The following is a 20,761-nucleotide window of genomic DNA, read 5'->3' as shown; positions in this document are numbered from 1 at the left end:
ACTGTATTTATTGAACCTTAAAATTCTTTATATTAACAGGTATTATAAATCAAATTCTTCAACTATATATTATATCATTAAATTATATCATGATTTATATTCATTTTGTAATTTTTGGGTTAAGTTTTGATTACAAGTCAAAAAGACAGGTTCCCCTGCCTCAGTATTGTGATAAACCCGGATTTTTCATTGTTACTAAAACTTCGATCTATATCCCATTTTAACCATCCTGGTTTTCATGGTTAAATATGATTTCAGCATTTCTCCCTGGACAAAGAAAATGATTCCAAATGACATGAATATATCGCCTATACTGATAACCTTAGCCATTGGATAGGGCTTTGGTATAACTATATATTTCCCTAGATGCTTTGTCCAATTTGCAACTTGGTCTAAGGGCATATAGTTTGTAATATCTCCACTTACTATTCCATCTACCATATGCTGCATCCCTGCAAGCTTTAATCCTTCAATATATATAGGCATTTTAAAATCATTGATGAATACCACAATGAAATTAAGTAAAGCCCCAATTAAAATAATCCACATTGCCTTCTTATTTAGATTTATAAGTAAAGTTACTATTATTAGTGCTGCTGAAGCAACATAAAAGTATTTCCCATGGGATGCTACGATGGATAGGTCCGGTAAAACTACTGTAAAGATTTGTACTAAAAAGGCAAATAAGACTAAATACCATCCTCGAATTTTAAGAATACTGATATTTCTTAAACTACCATTTCTAACTAATCCAATTATTACTCCAAATACTACTGCTTCAATAAACATTAAAAAACTCCTTTCTAAACTAAGACGTCTAAGGACGTATTTGTAGTTCTAAGTGATAAGTTTTTAGGGTATTCCTAATATATCTTAAAACTTAATAATCTAAGTCCAATATATTTATTTCTATATTAATTTAGTAAAATCCTCTATTATATCAATAATTTTCATAATAAGTTTTTATAAATTTCCAAAAAATTTAAAAGGCAGCGATATCGCTGCCTAAAATTTTCTAAATATATGGCTCGATTAAACCATAGTTTCCATCTTTTCTTTTATATACAACATTTACTTCATCGGTTTCCCCATTAGTAAATACAAAGAAACTGTGGCCTAGTAAATCCATTTGCAGTACTGCCTCCTGAGGATCCATAGGTTTAATGGCAAATCTCTTGGTTTTAACGATGTTTTGTTCCTCTTCATTTCTTGCTGTATCCGGTATATGTTCAAATCTAATAGTATCATGTCCATAATACCTTCTTTGTAGCCTAGTTTTATGCCTCTCCATCTGTTTATATAGTTTATCAATAGCTTTATCAATAGATGTATACATATCTATTGTAGCTTCTTCTGCTCTCAATATAGTCCCATTTATAGGCACTGTTATCTCAATAATTTGTCTATTCTTTTCAACACTTAAGGTAGCCTTGGCTTCAATGTCATCCTTAAAATATTTTCCAAACCTCTCTAGTTTAGCAATTATTGAATCCCTTAATGCATCTGTAACCTCCAAATTCCTTCCACTTACTTTTACTCTCATTAGCTTCAGCTCCTTCCAAAATATATGTTTAACAGAGTTAAACTTCAACTCCTAAATGGTTATCTTCAATGTTTAGTAAATTGGGTTTGAGTTATCTATAGAATAAAATTGGAATACAGAATATATATTTATATGATATTCAATTGTTTTGTTAATTATATCTTATCCAAGAATTTAAAGATATTAAAAGCTTGTCTATATTTTATATTTTACCCATATAAATCTCTCTAAAACACAATTATTATTCTTTTTTTTATCTGAATTTACAGATTTTAAAGTTTTATTCCTTTGTCTACAATTTTATTAGACAAATATATTTTTCCACATGTTTGTGGATAGTTTTTTAGTTTTCTGTGGATAATGTGGATAGTTCTGTTGATAAGTGTATTTTCCCCATATTGGACTGTTAATAATGTGTTAACTTTTTGTGTACAAGCTATATTTTAAAATTTTTGTTGAAAGATGAAAAATTTTTGGATAATAATTATGCAGAATTGAACTGAAAATGTTGAAGAAAAAAGAAAAATGATTTAACTATAATCCCCATTAATTTAATAAAAATTAAACCCCAACTAAGCTGGGGTAATAAGAGTTTAATTTATATTTATTGTGATTTCTTCCTATGTTGAGATAATGATTTTACAATATTTTTTTGAGCTTTATAGGCATTTGCAGCCCTTCTTCCCTGTTTTATTCCTCTAAGTTTATTACTGGTTTCACCCATATCTTTTGTTAAGATTTTAGTATTTTGACTATCTATGATATCTATTTCTTCATTTAATTTTATAATTTCGCCAACAATTTTTTTCAGTTCCTTTAGCTGAGGATATTTTTTTCCGTTTATCTTGTCGATACTATCTACTCCAAGACTAAGCTTTAATTCGCTAAAGAGAGCATAGAAATCCATATCCATTTTCTGAACCCGAGAAAGATATTTATCCTTAAGTTCTATTTGTTTAGCAATATTTTCTGTCCTACCCTGCTCAATATACATGCTAAGGTTTTTTTGGATGCCTAAGGTTATACTCACATATCTATGTTTATTTTTGCTTATTTGTATTAATTTATCAATAATTTTATTAATTGGCATACTATCATCCATTCCATTTTGTTCTTTATATGCTTAAAGCAAGTAGGTATCCCTACTTGCTTTATAGCCTACAACATGATATCGATATTACCGCCTTTATGAGGAGCTACTGATCTTTCTAGAGCCTTAGAAACCTGCTCCATGTCTTCTACCATTGCGGTCATAGATTGTGCATCTTGACCCATTGCCATGTCCATGGCAGCCATACTTAAAGCGCTTTGGACACTTTGTAGATTTTCAGTTTGGTAAGCACTTATGTTCATGGGTATCTACTCCTCCTATCATGAATTTATTTTTTGTTATCAATAAAATAACCTTGAAACTGCGTTTGTTTGGGATAATATTTTGATGTCAGTTTTTTACCCTTTTTAGCTCCAACTGCTTTTTCCTTAACTTCCTTTAATTTTTCCTTAAATATAGTATTATTTTCTATATCTATACCATATGCTTGATTTGCTACACCTTTTATTTCTTCCTTTAATTGATTTATCAATTGTACTTCATCATTATTTAAATCTTCTATATTAGATATATTATATCCTATTTTTAAATTATTGATTAGGTTATTGAGCTTCTCATCATTATTATGTATCCTATCCATTCTAATCTGTCTTCTATCTACATTTCTTAAAAATCCATCTATATCATTATCTTTTATTTGCTTATTTTGTTCATAGGTTAAATCATATATATCATTAAGAATTTTTAATTTTTCTTTCAATAATTCTGAGATATCCTCTAATTCCTTTAATGCTTGACTCATATCTATTTACCTCTTCTGGCAATTTTTATGGCTTCCTGCCAAGTATCTCTTAATTCTTCATACATACCATATATTTCATTCAATATCTCTGGATCCTTTTTCATATTAGCTTCTATTAGTCTTCTGTAGATATACTCATATAAAGAAAAAAGCTGTTTACCTACTTCATATTCCGTATCTACTTTACTCATAAATTCTATGGTTATATCCTGTACCTTTAATATGGCTTCATTAACCTTTTCTATATTCTTGTCCTCTAAATAGATCATAGCCCTTTTTAGAAACTTCATAGCTCCTTCATAAAGCATAATAGCCAATTCCTCAGGAGGAGTAGTCATAATAGAAGATTTCATATATTGATTATAAGGATTATTTACCAAAGCTTTCCCTCCTAACTTTCACTCAACATTAACTACCCATACCACCAAGAAAACTGGTCTGGGATTGCATTCTTGCCAATGCCTTTTCCATTTTCGCAAACATGGTATAATAGTGGTTTTCCTTCTCACTTAAATCCTCTAGCATTTCCTTTATTAGATCTTTATAGTCATCTATTTTATCGCTTAGATAGTTATCTTTTTCAGTTCTATCTCCTTCCATACCAGCTTTTTCTAATAAGATTCCTTTCTTTCCATTAGAATCAGTTTTAGTGGCTATATTTTGTTCTATTAAATCATATATTCTATTAGCTATTCCTCTATTGTCTTCATCTAATTTATCTTCTTTTGCAAATAAATTTGCCACCTTCTGTGGGTCTTTTTCAACAGCTTCTTTGAGTTTATCTTCATCTATAACGAGCTGTCCAGGCTTAGATCGATCTGGACTAGTGGTAATCCCTATATCAAATATATGCATACCATCCACTTTGCCATACAATACACTTCTTAAATTGGATACGAAACTACTCAAAGCGGTATCTCGTTTTAATAATCCACTTTTAGCCTTTTCTTCCCACTTTTTAACCTCATCATCACTTAGCTCCTTTTTTTGTTCTTCTGTAAGAGGGGGATAATCAAGGTTTTTCTTTTCCTTTACTTTCCCACTAATTTTTGAAATCAGAGAGTTATATTTTTGAACAAAATCCTTAATATTATCAATAATTTTTTTAGAGTCGGATGAAACACTAAAATCTATATTTGCTGAAGATGCATTTTCCTTTAATTTTAATTCTATTCCATTTACAGTAACTGTATCGGTAGAGCTGGTTACAGTTTTTTTAGCCCCACTTGCATCTTGAATAGTAACGCTTGCGTCTGATCCAGTTATATCACTAGATACCGTTAGCCCTAAGCTATTCATTAATCCTCCCTGATTATCGGAAATTTGATTTATTTTTGATCCCGAACCCGTTTCTTCTGTCTTTATGATGACTTTATTTTTTATTTCATCATAATACATTTTGACACCTAAATCTTCACCATTAACCTTTGAAAAAACATCCTTGAGCTTTGTATCCTTATCACATGCTATAGTTTTACTCGTAGTTTCTCCCTTAGAATTAGTTGTTTCTATAGTAAATTCAACTCCAGAGCTATATCCTAACTCCGCTAAAGTTTTATTAATATCGGCACTATTCCCTTCCTTAATAGCACTCTTTGCTAGACTTATATCTGTTATTGTATAATTTCCTTCAACAGATGCTGAGCCAGCAATAACATCTACATATCTCTTATTGGCTTCATCCTCGATTTCTGATTCATATCCTACGAAGGAACCTGTAGACCTAAAGTTGGTTTCAGGTTTTGTAACACTAAAATATTCATCCTTAAACGCCCTAATATCATTGATGATATCTCTATAGGCTTGCTGCTGCCACTCCGTATATATCTTACTTTGCTTTACTTTATCAACTTTTACACTTTCAGCTTTTATTAGATCCTTTACTAATTGATCTGTATCAAATCCTGAATACATCCCTGTAACCCTATTTAAATTAGTACTCATATATATTAATCCCCCCCTAGTTATCTTCTTTCATCAACAAATATTCCTGCTAATTCCATCATTTTTGCTACCATATCAAGTATCTTTTCAGATGGTATTTCCCTTATTACTTCATCGGTTTCTTTGTTTATAACCTTTACAATTATATCGTTGGTTTCTTCATTTACGCTAAATTCAAATTTTCTATCTGTTGCTTCAAGCTTCTTATTGGTGCTTTCAATTGCTTCTTTAATGGATTTCTCTGATAATTTAATATTACTATTGTCGTTTTGTTCTCCTGTTTTTAACTGAGCATTTTCACTGTTCTCTGATTTATTAACATTATGTACAGTATATGCATTGTTTGAATCAACATTATTACTTAATGATTCACTAGAAAAAGAACCTGTTACACCTTCTATTCTCATACTTATACCCCCGATTTTTAATTATAATTCTATAATATATATCGGTCAAATAGCTAAAAAGTTTAAATCACTTTAATTTTTTCTCATATGAATTAATGATTTTGCTTTATCCAAATCCTCTAGATTGTCTACTTCTAAGCATAGTTGCTTTTCAAAGTAAACACTCTTTAAGCTTATAGTTTCTGATTCCAGCAGCTCATTCAAAGCATTTTCAGCATATACATTTATTTTATCTTTATTTATGTATATACTTATTTCATCTAACCATTTTTTAAAACTATTTTTTTTAAACTTATATAGTGGTATTAGAAAGTAACAATCCTCATGAAAAATATCTATTGATATATGTTTTATTTCATTATCTATTACTCTACCCTTAAAATCCTTTTCAGGTAATTCTGAAGCTTTATTTATCAGTACAGCATTATCATATTTTGTTCTCAATATTTTTTTTACTACGTCTTCTTCAAAAACCAGATCACCATGTAAAAGCAGCATATCTTCATTTATCAGTTGTTCATCAATCAACCCCATTGAATATATATAATTAGTCCCATCATATAACCTATTGTTTATATAAGTGACATTGATATCTGGAAACCTTTCCTCTACATGCTTCTTAATCTTTTCTTCAAATGGCCCCGTAGTTATTATTATGTCCTTTATGTTATTCTTCCTCAATATATCTAATTGTCTTGCCAATATAGTTTCATTTTCAGAAATATTTATCAAGCATTTTGGTTTATCTTTTGTTAAATTACCCATCCTTCTTCCCACACCTGAATTAAGAATAATTGCTTTCATCTAATATGCCCCTTATCTACAAGCTAAATTTTTCATGAACCCATCTTTAATTTCAACTTGAGTCATAGTAGGTCTTCCTAAATTTTCTCTCGATCCTTGTTTAGTTTTTATTTCTAATAATACTGTTCCCATGTAGCCATTAATCTTTTTTATATAATTTTCTAATTCTTGTTTTGTAGTTGCTGTATAAGCTTTATCGTAACCACAGCCTTTGGCAATACTACAAATATCTATGTCATACCCTACAGTAGGCTGTCCACCTACCGACTCGTGGGCTCCATTGTTTATTACTATATGTCTATAGTTTTTGAGATTAGATTGTCCAATGATGCTTACAGCTCCCATATGCATTAAGAATGCTCCATCTCCATCCAAAACATACACGTTCTTCTCATTATTATTTTTTGCAATGCCTAATGCAATAGATGAGGCATGTCCCATGGAACCTATTGTTAAAAAATCTTTCTCATGTCCCTTATTGTATTTATTCCTTAGCTCAAACACTTCCCTTGATGTCTTACCCGTTGTAGATACTATTACATAATCTTCTTCAATATTATTCATTAATATTTCTATAGCTTGTTCTCTATTTAAATCATATGTAGTATTACTACTATCTTTTAAGCTATATTTTTCAAAGGTTCCTTTAGAAACTACTATTGCAACTGGTTTATTTAGATATTTTAAATCTTCTATAGCTTTTCCTAGTATCAATTTTACTTCTTTATTAGTAGTACTTTTATTTATTTCATAATATTTAATACCCATTATTTCTAATAAATCCAATGTGACTTTTCCTTGTTTTATATGCTGTGGTGCATCCTTTATATTTGGCTCTCCCCTCCAGCCTATTACAAGTAATGCGGGAATGCTATATACACTTTCATCTGTCAAAGATGCTAATGGATTAATAATATTTCCAAGTCCTGAATTCTGCATATACACAAGTGCAGGTTTTGAAGTAGCTAAATAATGACCGGAAGCTATTGCCAACGCATTTCCTTCATTTGCAGCAATTATATTCTTTTCTGCTATAGTATTATCCTTGACATAGGCGCAGAAATCCTTTAATAGAGAATCAGGTACACCTGTAAAAAAATCAATATCCTTTTTATTAAGCTCCTCAAAAAATATACTAGGACTAATCATTTTACTTGCCTCCTGGTATTAAAGTGAGTATATTTTTAATAGGCATTGTAAGTTCTTCTACTTCATAGGCTCTTTCATGAATTAAAATTGTTTCTGCTGTCTTTACCATTGCAGGATATGCACTTCTTAACAATTGATTTGCATATATCACAATATTTGCTCCTGCCTCTATAAGTTCACTTTCAGTTATTGTATTATAGCTTGACGGTACTACTACTAGAGGTACTCTATTTTCTAGTTTTTTATATTCATTACAAAATTCAAGTATTTCCTTTGGATTCTTCTCCTTGCTGTGTATCATTATACCATCTGCTCCTGCTTCTATATATGCCTTTGCTCTTTTAAGGGCATCCTCAAGACCTGCTTTCAATATTAGGCTTTCTATTCTTGCTATTATCATAAATTCTTCAGTAACCTGGGCCTTTTTCCCGGCTTTTATTTTAGACTGGAATTTCTCTATGGTATCCTGTGTTTGTTTTACATCGGTTCCAAATAATGAATTTTTCTTTAATCCTACTTTATCTTCGATAATTATTGCTGATACACCCAGTCTTTCAAGTGTTCTTACAGTGTATATAAAATGTTCTATTTTCCCACCCGTATCACCATCTAATATAATAGGCTTAGTAGTTACTTCTAATATTTCATTTATAGTATTAAGTCTCGATGTCAGATCTACCAACTCAATATCTGGTTTGCCTTTAGCCGTAGAGTCACAAAGACTACTTATCCACATGCCATCAAAGGCTTTTATTTTCTCATTTTGATTAACCTTTGTCTTTTCTACAATCAAACCAGTTAATCCATTATGTGCCTCCATTATCCTCACTAAAGATTTTAGTGCTAGCAATTTTCTAAGTTTTCCTCTTCTTACTTGAGGTATTGTTCCTATTTCACTTAATTTTTCTTCTAGATTTGATACTGAAACCCCTTCAGTATATGGTATCTCTATTAATTCTCCACCCCAATTTTCTAAAGTTTTTATAACTTTTTCTCTAATTTGTTTTTGAGGACCTTCCTTCCACTCATCTCCATGGACTACATAATCAGGTTTAACCTTTAATAAATTATTGGTATAATCTAATGTATCTTGTTTGATTACTTCAGATACTCCTGATATATTGGATATTATTTCTTTTCTATGTTCATATCCTAAAAGCGGAAATCTTTTATAGGTTGCTATAACTTCATCGGTCAAAATACCCACAACTACATCACCTAATTTCCTAGCTTCTTTTATAATATTCATATGTCCATGGTGAATTATATCTGCACTCATAGCTATATATACTTTTTTCATGAAGCTTTCTCCTTTCTTATAACAAATTAGTGAGCATTATTTCTATTTGTTGTTTTGTTAAATCCCTAGGATTATTGTCCATTCTTCCCTTTGTATATGATCTATGAACAATATCTAAAATATCTTCTCTAGCTACTCCATAATCTCTCAATCTATATTTAATATCCGCCCTATTACATATTGAAGTTATAAAATTTTGGACATCCTTTGTATTTTTGACCTTGAATGCATTGATTAATATATCAAAACCCTGCATATGACTAGTATTTAGCTCCATAACCTCTGCTAATGTAATACTGACTGCTATACCATGGGGAATATTGTATTTCATAGTTAATGGATAAGATATGGAGTGACAAGCTGTAGTCTTTGTATTGCTGAAGGCAAGTCCTGCATATAAGCTTGCTAACATCATCTTTTCTCTTAACCTACTGTTACCTAACTCCTCTAATAAATCAGGTAAAGCTTCAATTACTAATCCTATGGCCTTTGTTGCATACATTTTTGATATACTATTACTGGCCTTTGCCCAATAGCTTTCAACAGCATGGGTTAATGCATCCAATCCAGTAGATGCAGTCAATTTCATAGGCAAAGTAGTAGTTAATGAGGGATCAATTATTGCTTTTTGAGGATATAGCTTATCACAGGCTATAGAATATTTCTTTTCATTATCCATATCCCATACCGTTGCCCATGATGTAACTTCTGAGCCAGTACCAGCAGTAGTGGGAATTGCAGCTATTGGTATAAAGTATTTATTACTTAAATATTTTTTTTCTATGATATACTTCCGTAATTCATCTTGGTTTTTAATATCAAGCTGGTTAAATGTGGCTACTGCCTTTCCAGTATCTATAATGCTTCCTCCACCTATTGCGATAATATACTCTATTTTTTTATCATTTAAATCTTGTAAAACGTCATAAATATAATTTATATCAGGGTTATTTTGAACATTATTATATACTAAAACATTTTTTTGCCGATTAAATAAATGTGAAAACATTTTATTTCTTTTGAGAAAATTATTACTGCATAGGATTAAAATCCTTTTTTCACTATTTTCTTTTAATAATTTATCTAAACACTCATAACTTTTATCTATGATTATTTTAGTAGGATTATAATAAATCTCACCCATAATATTCAAATACCTCACTTTTTTATTTGTTTAAAGTCCATTCACAAATTCTTTTATCATCTCCATTGATTCCTCAATACTTAACTTCTCTGTATCTATTATCAAACCAGGTCTTTTGGGAACTTCGTAGGGTTCATCGATTCCTATTACATGCTTTTCATCTCCATTAAGTGCTCTTTTGTATAACCCCTTCACATCTCTTCTTATACATTCTTCTATAGAACAATCTAAATATATTTCATGATAATTTTCAAGCTGTTCTCTGTTATTTTCTCTCATTTCCTTATATGCTCCTATAACAGCTGCTACTGTTATTACTCCATTATCATTAAGAAGCTTACATAAAAGTCTAACTATGCTGCTGGCCTTTAATCTCTCCTCTTTCGTATACCCAAACATATTCCCTATACTACCTCTAATAATATCACCATCAATAAGCTGTACTGCTTTTCCTTGGCTTTTAAGATACTCAACTGTTTTTTCTGCTAAAGTACTCTTACCAGCTCCGCTAAAGCCAGTAAGGTATAAGGTGTACCCTTTGTCCATAATGTCCTCCATTTAAATTTTAATATATTCTTTTGTATGTTCAAAAATTATATCCAAATATTCTTCTACTTTATCTAAATATAGTTCGGTTTCAGTTTCACCTGTTTTTTTACTTATCAATCTAAAGAAACAATCTGATATATCAAATCTACCGTCATTATCTACCAAGTATTTTGATTCAAACATAAAATTATGCTCCTTATCATTTATTGAAGCTTTATAGGTCTTTTCGGGATAAATACTTTCAGTATATGAGAATTTTTTCTCCCCTTCACCCTTAAAATACTTTGGTAGTTTACCATCTAATTCTTCAGTGAACTCAATATCACAAAGCCTTAATAATGTAGGATAAACATCAACTGATTCCATTATCTCATCACAATAACCAGCTGGTATGTTTCTACCCTTTATCATAAATGGCACTTTAATTCTACTTTCTTTTAATAACTCCTTATTTTTATCTAAAAACCCTTGTCCATGATCTGATAAAATCATAACCATTATCTCATCATCCTTATATGTTTTTTCTATAAATCCATATAAGAATCCTAAATACAAATCTACCCTTTGCAGCTCATTTACATACTTTTCTATTCTTCTTTCATCAAATCCTCTATCCACAGATTTATTTTCATCATGGGTTATTGTTTTGGAAAATAAGCTATTATTAATCTGACTACTTATTTTATAAAATATATCATCACAGGCATGATGAAGTTCAAAAATACTAAGCCACATGAAATGACTCCTATCTTTAAAAGCTCTAAGTTGTTCAACTGCTTCACAAATAACCTCTTCACAACCCATTTTACTCCAAGCTGCACTCTGATATATTGTTCTATTAAAGCCCTTAGCATAGCCATAAAGTGGGCTTTTTCTCCAATCTCCACATGCCTGAAATGTAAAATATCCTTGGTTTTTAAATTGTTCACTTAGTAAAGGAGTTTCTCTTCCTATATCATAATTAATTCTTGGATTAAACAATTTATGATTTGTGGTATATTTGCCAGTAAAAATATTCGCAACCGCTGGAAGTGTCCATTCTCCATTTGTATAATAATTGGTGAATTTTGTTCCCTCCTTAAAAAACTCATAGGTATTTGGCATAAGCTTTCTAAAGTTTTTTCCTTCAATCACACTTTGACTAAGTCCATCAATAAAGATTGGAAGCACCAATTTAATTTTATTTTTATCTTCTTTATTTAAACTTTGCCCTAGAATAAAGGTCTTATTTGAATTTATACTCACCTTAGAATTTTTATCTATGGAAAAATAGCTAAATCTATTGGGGATAAGCTTTTCAATCTTATACTCCTCATCATTAACCTTAAGCTTTAGTTTTGTATCGAAACTCGTTGTGGATATGGGTATAATAGAGTTTTCTTTTATCTCTAACTCTACTTTTCTTCTAATTTTTTTGCCATACAAAATTTCATTTTTAAAGATTTTCCAAAGACTTGTAGGATAATTTAATAGTTCTTCACTCCTATAATAATTACTGTAGTATCCTCCTCTTTCATCTTTAAATATAGCCGTAGATATCAATAATTCATTATTTTCTGTTATAGGGAAATGTCTGTTATCATGCTCTGCCCTATAGTTAATTATTTTATGAAGTTTATCCTTAAATAACATATAATCTTTACCTAATGAGTTTATTATATTAGAATCACATGTTATTTGCTTTAAGACATCTATAATTAAATCTTTTTCTTGTGAATTATTTGCACATCTAACTGCATTAAGGTAATAATCTAAGCTTATAAGTATACTACTTTCCAATCTATATACATATGCTAAGTTATAGTTCAAGTCAAAATTAAAGGGTTTTAGCTTAAGTCCTTTTTCAAGTATGCTTTTAGCATCATATAGCTTTCCTTCACAAATAAGAATTGTTGCTTCTATGGAGTATATATCAATATCATAAGATATCTCACATTTATACCTTTCTAATTTAAATTTAGCTGATTTTAAATCGCCTTTATTCACTAATTCTTTTATATTTTCTTTCTGGGTTTTGAGTTCATTAACTTTTTCAACTATCCTTTTTTGTAATTTCATTTTTACCTCCTGATTCATTTATATATATATATTGTCGGAATAAATTATATCAACCTTAAGGGGTAATAATTTCAAAAAAAATAACCAATTTGATATTGGTTAAAAAAGATAATGTAGTAGAATCGATAATTAATTTTTTCATTCTCAAATATAATGTACAAATCACATTAATATATAAGTTCCCATTATATAATGCTTAATAAATAATTGCTATATTCAGTTTGCTTATACTGGTTTGCTAATTCCATCAATTGAGTACTACTCAGATATTTATTCCTATAAGCTATTTCTTCAATACAAGCAATATATAATCCTTGTCTGTTCTGGATAGCTTCAACAAAGTTTGAAGCCTCTAGCAACCCTCTACTTGTTCCAGTATCTAGCCAAGCCATTCCTCTTCCAAATATTTCAAATCTCAATTTCTTTCTTCTAAGATACTCTTGATTTATGGATGTAATTTCAAGTTCACCTCGTTTAGACGGTTCTATAGTTTTTGCTATTTCTACTACATTATTATCATAAAAATATAATCCTGGAACAGCATAATTAGATTTTGGATTCTGTGGTTTTTCTTCTATTGATAACACATTACCATTGCTATCAAATTCTAATACACCAAAATCCTTTGGATTTTTTACATAATATCCAAAAATAGTAGCTCCTATTTTAAAGTTTTTTGCTCTTTCTAGTTTTTTCACAAATCCTTGTCCATAAAAGAAGTTATCTCCTAAAATAAGACATACACTATCCTTTCCAATAAATCTTTCACCAATAACAAAGGCTTCCGCTATTCCTTTTGGTTTATATTGAATGGCATACTCAATATTTAAACCGATATGCTTACCCTCTCCTAAAAGTTTTTTATAAGAATCTACATCCTCTGGAGTAGATATTATTAATATTTCCCTTATACCTGTCAACATGAGGGTAGATAGCGAATAATAAATCATGGGTTTATCATATATTGGCATCAAATGCTTGGAAATTGCCTTAGTAGTAGGATATAGTCTCGTTCCTTTTCCACCAGCTAAGATTATTCCTTTCAATTATCTCCCACCTTTTTTATATACATTTCTTCATTCATTTTTTTGTATTCTCCTGACATTATATCTTCAAGCCATTCTGTATTATTTAAATACCATTTAATTGTCTTCTTAATTCCGTCATCAAATTTAATTTCTGATTTCCAACCAATATTTTTTTCCACTTTATTTGGATCTATTGCGTATCTTCTATCATGTCCTTTTCTATCTTCAACAAACTTAATTAACTTATCAGATATATGTTTTTTTCTCTCATCGTTGTCATTCAATAGATTTTTCAATTCTCTAACTATAACTTTTACTACATCTATATTTGTCTTTTCATTATGTCCACCTATATTATATACTTGCCCAACTACACCCGCTTGAATTATCTTATCTATAGCTTTGCAATGTTCTTTTACATAAATCCAATCTCTTATATTTTTTCCATCTCCATATATGGGTAAATCTTTACCTTGCAATGCATTATTAATTATCAGTGGAATTAGCTTTTCAGGAAATTGATATGGTCCATAATTATTACTACACCTTGTAATAATCACAGGCATTTTATAAGTATAATGATAGGATTTCACTAAAATATCTGCACTGGCTTTACAAGCAGAATAAGGATTACGAGGATTTAGGGGAGTGCTTTCAGTAAAATAGCCATCGCTTTCTAATGAACCATATACTTCATCTGTAGATATTTGTACATATTTTCTTCCTTTAATAAAACCTTTTTCTTTTTCCCAATATTTTTTTACAACATCTAGTAAGACTTGTGTTCCTAAGACATTAGTCCTAATAAATATATCTGAATTCTTTATACTTCTATCTACATGACTTTCGGCAGCAAAATTTACAACGTAGTCTATATCATATTCCTTAAAAATTTTTTCTACTATGTTTCTGTTACAAATGTCCCCTTTTACAAATATATAATTACTAACATCTTGAATATCTCTCAGGTTCTGCACATTCCCAGCATAGGTTAGCTTATCAATATTAATAATCCGTATATCCAAATACTTATTGAATAAATATCTTATGAAATTTGAGCCAATAAATCCATAGCCCCCTGTTACTAGATAAGTTTTCATAATTTTACTGTCTCCTTTAGGCTAATATATAATGAATAGAATCTAAAATCTTCTTAATATTGTTCATTGAAATATATAAATGTAATGGTAGTCTTAATAATCTTAAACTTAGATCTTCAGTAATTTCTAAATCACCTTTTCTATAACCTAATTTTTGACCCATAGGCGAAGAATGAAGGGGAATGTAATGAAATACGGCTTGTATATCTCTATCTCTCAATTTTAACATTAGTCTATCTCTATCTTCACTACTATTAAGAATGATGTAGAACATATGGCAATTTGACTCTGAATATTTTGGAATTCTAGGCAATCTCAGCTTCTCTTTTAATTCTAAGTCTCTAAGCCCTTCATAATAGGAATCATATATACTTTTTCTTCCTTCATTTATAGATTCCATTTCTTCAAACTGAGATAATAGCATAGACATTAACACTTCAGAAGGTAAATAACTTGAACCTATATCAGTCCAAGTATATTTATCAACTTCACCTCTAAAAAACTGACTTCTATTTGTACCTTTTTCCCTTATAATTTCTGCCCTTTCTATTAATAGATTATCTCTATTTACTAAAAGGCATCCACCTTCACCACAGGAGTAATTCTTAGTTTCATGAAAACTATAGCATCCTAAATCTCCCATAGTTCCTAAGTATCTATCCTTATATTTAGCATTAACTCCTTGTGCAGCATCCTCTACAACTTTAAGCTTGTATGTCTTTGCAATTTCTAAAAGCTTGTCCATATCACATGATACGCCAGCATAATGTACAGGATATATGGCTTTTGTATTCTTAGTAATTTTTTCTTCTATCCTATTTATATCAATATTCAATGTATTTTCTTCTATATCTACAAAAACAGGTTTTGCTCCTCTTAAAATAACTGAATTTGCGGTGGAAACAAAAGTATAGGAAGGCATTATAACTTCATCACCTTCTTTTAAATCCAATAGTATTGATGACATATCTAAAGCAGAACTGCAAGATGTTGTCATCAAAGCTTTTTTGGTATTAAGTCTTTCTTCAATGAACTTACTTACCTTTTTTGTATAGTATCCATCACCACAAGTTTTATGATTCGTTAATACATCTCTAATATTTTTTTCTTCGTTTTTACTAATATAGGGTTTGTTAAAAAAAATCATATTACTCACTCCAGTAGATTAAAAAGTTTTATAAAGACATAATATCTCCATATCCCTTAATTCTATAAGTCTCAACTTCTTAATCACAATTAATTAAATCTAATATACTCTTTGTAGTCTTAACATTTTTAAAATCACTCTCAACTCTTTGCTCAATAATAGTAAATATTGACCTTACTGGAACTATTACGAGTTTAATATTTTTTTCCTTTATTATTTCTGGCGAGTAAATTACTTTACCACTAATCCTGCTACCTTGTTTCATTTGAGTATCATCCACATAATAAATACTATCGCTAAGTACTGAGTTTAAATGTTTAGAAAAATCAGAAAAAAAATCATTGATTCCCCAAAATGCGATTCTATCGTACTTTTCTAAAAGAATCTCAACATTTCTATCAATAGTACTAGTTACCTCATACATTACAGGTATTTTATGCCTTTTACCACATTTATTACATGTCAATACATTCCTTGTAAACATTTTTATGTTTCCCCAGATATTTTTAGTGTTACATGAAACACAACAACCTTGTAAACTAATAATTCCATTAGCATAGTCTAAATTAATATTTTCTATGCTTTGAGGTTCTTGGTTTGGCAATGTCACTATTTGTTCAGATAACCAAGCCCTTTCTTTATCAGACATTTTAGATACATTAATTGATAAACATCCTTGTTTTATATACTCGATTTCATCTTCTATAAGCCCCTTATCACAAGCATTTTTATATAATTCTGTACCTGGATATATAGTTATAAAATTTAGACTTATTCCATAATGTATATGCTCTCTCCACCATTTCAAAGTATTATTTGCGGTTTCTAATGTTTCTTCTGCATCTCCGAAGATGAAATTCCCTTGTATAGTAATGCCCGCATCATATACTATTTTTAAAGCACTTTCGATTTGTTCAATGGTAATATATTTTTTCATGCTTTTTAGGATACGGTTATCTGCACTCTCAAGTCCGAATTGAATAATAGCGCAATTACTGCCTTTTACAAGGTTTACTAACTCCGAAGTAATATCTGAAACCCGAAATTGTGCAGCCCATTTAATATTGTATTTTTTAATACGATCACAGAACTCTTTAACTCTTTTCATGTTATTAGCAAAAAGTTCATCAGCAATTAATAGATATTTAACACCATATTCCTCAACTAAATAATCTAATTCTTTAAAAAAGTTATCCAGCGAACGTTGCCTATATTTTTTCCCATTTGTGTGAAAACAAAAAGTACATTGAAATGGGCACGAACGACTTGATATCATGGTTACTGTATTTGTTTCATTCATACCATTGAAATTTGCACCTATATCCATTATTTTATCAAAATCAAAACCTTTATAATCTGGAAATGGTATGTCATCTAAATTTTGTATTTCTTCTCTGGGATTCGTAATACAATAACTACCATTTTTTCTATATATAATTCCATCTATTTTTCCTATATCTTCATTATTTTCAAGAGCATGATGTAATTTACAATTTGTAATTTCTCCCTCTCCAATAACTCCATAATCAACAAATTCAAGAGCTTCCATTGCGGCTTCTGGAGCACTAGTTATTATCCCTCCACCAACTATTGTAATAATATCTTGTTTGATATTTTTTGCTGTGCTTATTATAGGTTTGATAAGATTATACTGAGAAGTAAGACCACCAGTCAATAAAATATCTATTTCCTTTTCTTTGATTTCCTTTCTTAAAATATCTTCTATATAACCTTCTATATTATTTAGATTTAAAGTGTATACGTTAAATCCTTCCTTTTTAAGACTAGAAGATACATATGGTATACCCAAAGGAAAAACATACCATTCTCCAGCTCTGTCCACAATCCTCGGCATAACTAAAAGTTGATTCATTTTCCTCATGTTACTTATCCTCCTCTAAAAAAATGGTTACGTAAGTCCTATTCAACATAAACTTTAATTAATTGATTTAATTTATTGGTTTTATTGATCATTTCTTCCAATGAATCGTATTTTAAAAAAACTATACCAAACTTAGAAGTTAATACATCATTAACTAAGTCTCCTTTTTTCCACCACATAAATTTATCCACAATATTCTTTTGAATAGATTCATCAAAACTAATATCCATTACTTTACCTTGTTTTTCACTCATAACACAATGTCTCCCAAAATAACCTTTAGGTTTTGAATAAGTTAATTCGCTACAATCCATTCCGGTAGCAGCTCTGATAATCCACGAAGCATAATCTGCGCCAGTTAAGTAATTAACAGGATACGAATATAAATCACCCGGACAACGTCTCGTAATTTCAATAATTATTGGATCTTCACCTTGTAGTAAATATTGAATATGGAAAAGTCCCGTCTTCAAAGATAATATCGATGATATTGTCTCGGATATTTTTATTAGTCTTTTATCAACTGTTTTTGGTACTATTGCAGGAGTTGATGATGTTGAAACAAGGTACGGATTTAAGTATGAAAATTCATTATCGCCAAAATAAAAAACCACTTTCCCATCTCTAATAAAAGCTGAAAAAGTATGTTGAGAACCTCCTATAAATTCCTCTACAACAATACATTTAGCTCGAGAGATAGAAAAAGCTTTTTCAACTGCATTTCTATACTCTTCTTTACAATTTATTTTAGAAACACCTTTTCCACCAGTTAAGTCAATAGGTTTTACCATTAATGAAAATTTATGTTCGCCTATCGACTCTAAGGCTTCTTTAACACTACTATAGCTCTGTGCAAAAGGTGTTGGAATATTATTCTCTAAAGCGAATTTACGATATCTATCTTTGTGATGAAGTATCAATGTTTTTTCGTACGAATCATGACCTGGAAGTCCTAATTTCTCAGCTACATATGCTGAAGATATTGCAGAAAAGTCATTACAACAAGCACAAATTGCATCAATTTTTAACTTTTTTGCTAAAGCAAGTATTTCTTCCTTATCTGAATAATCTCCATAATGATATTCATCAGCATAAGAATGTCCAAGTCCATTAGGTCCATTAATTTGATTACCAGTCGTAATTACATAAAAACCTAATTTTTTACCAGCTAAAATTAAAGGAATATCTGAATGCCCACCACCAGCAATTAAAAGCTTTTTTTTATCCCTCATCATATGTCACCATCCCATACTCTATGTTATTACAGATTTATTTTTATATAGATTTGAATTTCATCCATGTTGTTTTGGTGTTAGTATATTCATCAAACGCATAAACTGATTTGTCTTTACCTATACCTGATTCTTTACAACCACCGAATGGAACTGTATTATCATCTTCACCGTAACTATTAATGTGTACAATTCCAGCATTTAGTCTTCGTGAAATCTGATATGCTTCATCAATATCATTTGTCCAAACCGAAGCAGCTAAACCATATTTTGAGTTGTTTGCAACGGATATTGCTTCTTGAATGGAATCAACACTTATTATAACAATCACTGGTCCAAATATCTCTTCCTGCGCAATAATTGAATCTTGATTAACATTGTCAAATATAGTAGGCATCACAAACAAACCACTTTTGATTGATTGAGGCTTATATCCAGATCTTATAACTTTTGCTCCAGATTCTTCCCCTTTACGTATATAATTTTCAATTTTTTCTTTTTGTTGTTTACTGATAACAGCACCTACTTCATTTGTTATATCAAAGGGATCCCCCGGCACATATTTCTCACTTTGCTTTTTCAAACAATTAATAAATTCATCTTTAATAACTTTGTCAATAATTAACCGAGAAGGAGCAGAGCATATTTGCCCTTGATTATAGAAAATATTTTTCGCCAATACTTTAGCAGCTTCTTCTAAATCCCTACATTTTTTTGAAACTATAAACGGACTTTTTCCACCACATTCTAAACCAACTTTTTTCATGTTTGATTGACCTGAGTATTGTAGTATCAACTTACCTATTTTAGAAGAACCTGTAAAAAATATACTCCTAACATCATTATGTAACGCAAGAGCTTTTCCTGCTGTTTCCCCCAATCCAGGTACAACATTAAAAACTCCTTTTGGTACCCCAGCATCAATAGCAAGCTTTGCTACTTTTAAAATTGAAAATGATGATTGCTCAGCAGGCTTTAATACAACAGAATTACCCATTAATAAAGCAGGAACAAATTTCCAGCAAGCAACTACAAGAGGGTCATTCCATGGAGTTATGATTCCCACTACTCCAAGAGGTTCCTTTGTTATTGTTGCAAAGGAATTTGTCCGTGGCATAATTGCATGATCATAGTACTTATCAACACTTTCTGCAAACCACCTCATAGCTTCAATTGCTTTTGGAATAGAGTCATAATAGTAGTTTCTTATTGTTCTCCCTGTTTCTAAAGTATCTAGCAAAGCAAGCTCTTCTCTATTTTCTTCCATCAAATCTGCAAGCTTTAATAATATTGCTTTTTTTTCCTTTGGTTCTTTATCTACCCATACCTTTTCATCAGAACGCTGCTTTGCAATTTTTACAGCAATATCAACATCTTCCTTTTTACAAGAACTTAGCCCTGAAATATCTCTTCCATCAGCAGGACTAACTTTTTTAATTATCTCTCCATCTAACGCTTCTATATATAGACCATCTATAAAAGCTCTTTTCTCTATTACTAAATTATCTATCTTTTCTTTTATATTCTCAATCATATTAACAAACATTCCCTTCTTATATACTTAAAGCACATAAAATAGCAAGACGGCCTTCATATTACTTATAATTTATTACTTATTGTC

The 20,761-nt window shown here is 30.2% G+C and carries 20 protein-coding genes; all 20 read right to left on the bottom strand.

Annotation, left to right across the window (positions count from 1 at the left end):
* Nucleotides 1-195 precede the first annotated feature (195 nt).
* Nucleotides 196-789, bottom strand: a complete 594-nt coding sequence (locus tag N4A68_18700) for a DUF5317 domain-containing protein (protein MCT4566329.1) — start codon at nucleotides 787-789, stop codon at nucleotides 196-198.
* Between the two features lie 226 nt (nucleotides 790-1,015).
* On the bottom strand, nucleotides 1,016-1,543 hold the full coding sequence (raiA, locus tag N4A68_18695) for a ribosome-associated translation inhibitor RaiA (protein ID MCT4566328.1): 528 nt from the start codon (nucleotides 1,541-1,543) through the stop codon (nucleotides 1,016-1,018).
* A gap of 604 nt (nucleotides 1,544-2,147) precedes the next feature.
* Complete coding sequence (locus tag N4A68_18690; protein MCT4566327.1) at nucleotides 2,148-2,633, bottom strand: hypothetical protein; 486 nt, start codon at nucleotides 2,631-2,633, stop codon at nucleotides 2,148-2,150.
* Nucleotides 2,634-2,701: 68 nt separating this feature from the next.
* The gene (locus N4A68_18685; protein ID MCT4566326.1) at nucleotides 2,702-2,896 is read right to left on the bottom strand and encodes a putative motility protein; all 195 of its coding nucleotides are present in this window, start codon (nucleotides 2,894-2,896) and stop codon (nucleotides 2,702-2,704) included.
* A 26-nt stretch (nucleotides 2,897-2,922) separates the two neighbouring features.
* Nucleotides 2,923-3,396, bottom strand: a complete 474-nt coding sequence (flgN, locus tag N4A68_18680; protein ID MCT4566325.1) for a flagellar export chaperone FlgN — start codon at nucleotides 3,394-3,396, stop codon at nucleotides 2,923-2,925.
* 2 nt (nucleotides 3,397-3,398) lie between these two features.
* Nucleotides 3,399-3,776, bottom strand: a complete 378-nt coding sequence (fliS, locus tag N4A68_18675; GenBank protein ID MCT4566324.1) for a flagellar export chaperone FliS — start codon at nucleotides 3,774-3,776, stop codon at nucleotides 3,399-3,401.
* Between the two features lie 28 nt (nucleotides 3,777-3,804).
* A complete protein-coding gene (gene fliD / locus N4A68_18670; GenBank protein ID MCT4566323.1) occupies nucleotides 3,805-5,340 on the bottom strand; it encodes a flagellar filament capping protein FliD in 1,536 nt (511 codons plus the stop codon).
* Nucleotides 5,341-5,360: 20 nt separating this feature from the next.
* Nucleotides 5,361-5,747 (bottom strand): flagellar protein FlaG, encoded by a 387-nt coding sequence (locus N4A68_18665; protein ID MCT4566322.1) that lies wholly within the window; start codon nucleotides 5,745-5,747, stop codon nucleotides 5,361-5,363.
* A 72-nt stretch (nucleotides 5,748-5,819) separates the two neighbouring features.
* Entirely contained in the window at nucleotides 5,820-6,551 is a 732-nt protein-coding gene (locus N4A68_18660; GenBank protein ID MCT4566321.1) for an NTP transferase domain-containing protein, read from the bottom strand.
* Nucleotides 6,552-6,563: 12 nt separating this feature from the next.
* On the bottom strand, nucleotides 6,564-7,700 hold the full coding sequence (gene aepY / locus N4A68_18655; protein MCT4566320.1) for a phosphonopyruvate decarboxylase: 1,137 nt from the start codon (nucleotides 7,698-7,700) through the stop codon (nucleotides 6,564-6,566).
* Nucleotide 7,701: 1 nt separating this feature from the next.
* Nucleotides 7,702-9,000: a phosphoenolpyruvate mutase gene (gene aepX / locus N4A68_18650; protein MCT4566319.1), complete on the bottom strand. Its 1,299-nt coding sequence runs from the start codon at nucleotides 8,998-9,000 to the stop codon at nucleotides 7,702-7,704.
* Nucleotides 9,001-9,016: 16 nt separating this feature from the next.
* Complete coding sequence (locus N4A68_18645; protein ID MCT4566318.1) at nucleotides 9,017-10,144, bottom strand: phosphonoacetaldehyde reductase; 1,128 nt, start codon at nucleotides 10,142-10,144, stop codon at nucleotides 9,017-9,019.
* Between the two features lie 30 nt (nucleotides 10,145-10,174).
* The gene (cysC, locus tag N4A68_18640; protein MCT4566317.1) at nucleotides 10,175-10,690 is read right to left on the bottom strand and encodes an adenylyl-sulfate kinase; all 516 of its coding nucleotides are present in this window, start codon (nucleotides 10,688-10,690) and stop codon (nucleotides 10,175-10,177) included.
* A gap of 12 nt (nucleotides 10,691-10,702) precedes the next feature.
* Nucleotides 10,703-12,751 (bottom strand): sulfatase-like hydrolase/transferase, encoded by a 2,049-nt coding sequence (locus tag N4A68_18635; GenBank protein MCT4566316.1) that lies wholly within the window; start codon nucleotides 12,749-12,751, stop codon nucleotides 10,703-10,705.
* 185 nt (nucleotides 12,752-12,936) lie between these two features.
* On the bottom strand, nucleotides 12,937-13,797 hold the full coding sequence (gene rfbA, locus N4A68_18630) for a glucose-1-phosphate thymidylyltransferase RfbA (protein MCT4566315.1): 861 nt from the start codon (nucleotides 13,795-13,797) through the stop codon (nucleotides 12,937-12,939).
* A complete protein-coding gene (rfbB, locus tag N4A68_18625) occupies nucleotides 13,794-14,879 on the bottom strand; it encodes a dTDP-glucose 4,6-dehydratase (GenBank protein MCT4566314.1) in 1,086 nt (361 codons plus the stop codon). The genes rfbA and rfbB overlap by 4 nt, the downstream gene beginning before the upstream one ends.
* A gap of 16 nt (nucleotides 14,880-14,895) precedes the next feature.
* Entirely contained in the window at nucleotides 14,896-16,026 is a 1,131-nt protein-coding gene (gene rffA, locus N4A68_18620) for a dTDP-4-amino-4,6-dideoxygalactose transaminase (GenBank protein MCT4566313.1), read from the bottom strand.
* 79 nt (nucleotides 16,027-16,105) lie between these two features.
* Nucleotides 16,106-17,908, bottom strand: a complete 1,803-nt coding sequence (locus tag N4A68_18615; GenBank protein MCT4566312.1) for a B12-binding domain-containing radical SAM protein — start codon at nucleotides 17,906-17,908, stop codon at nucleotides 16,106-16,108.
* A gap of 38 nt (nucleotides 17,909-17,946) precedes the next feature.
* Nucleotides 17,947-19,143 (bottom strand): ATP-grasp domain-containing protein, encoded by a 1,197-nt coding sequence (locus tag N4A68_18610; GenBank protein MCT4566311.1) that lies wholly within the window; start codon nucleotides 19,141-19,143, stop codon nucleotides 17,947-17,949.
* A gap of 40 nt (nucleotides 19,144-19,183) precedes the next feature.
* Entirely contained in the window at nucleotides 19,184-20,674 is a 1,491-nt protein-coding gene (locus N4A68_18605; protein MCT4566310.1) for an aldehyde dehydrogenase family protein, read from the bottom strand.
* Nucleotides 20,675-20,761: the final 87 nt, after the last annotated feature.

The organism is Maledivibacter sp. (assembly GCA_025210375.1).
GTDB lineage: Bacteria > Bacillota > Clostridia > Peptostreptococcales > Caminicellaceae > JAOASB01.
Note: the sequence above shows the minus strand (reverse complement) of the source record. Positions and strands in the feature narration are given on the sequence as shown.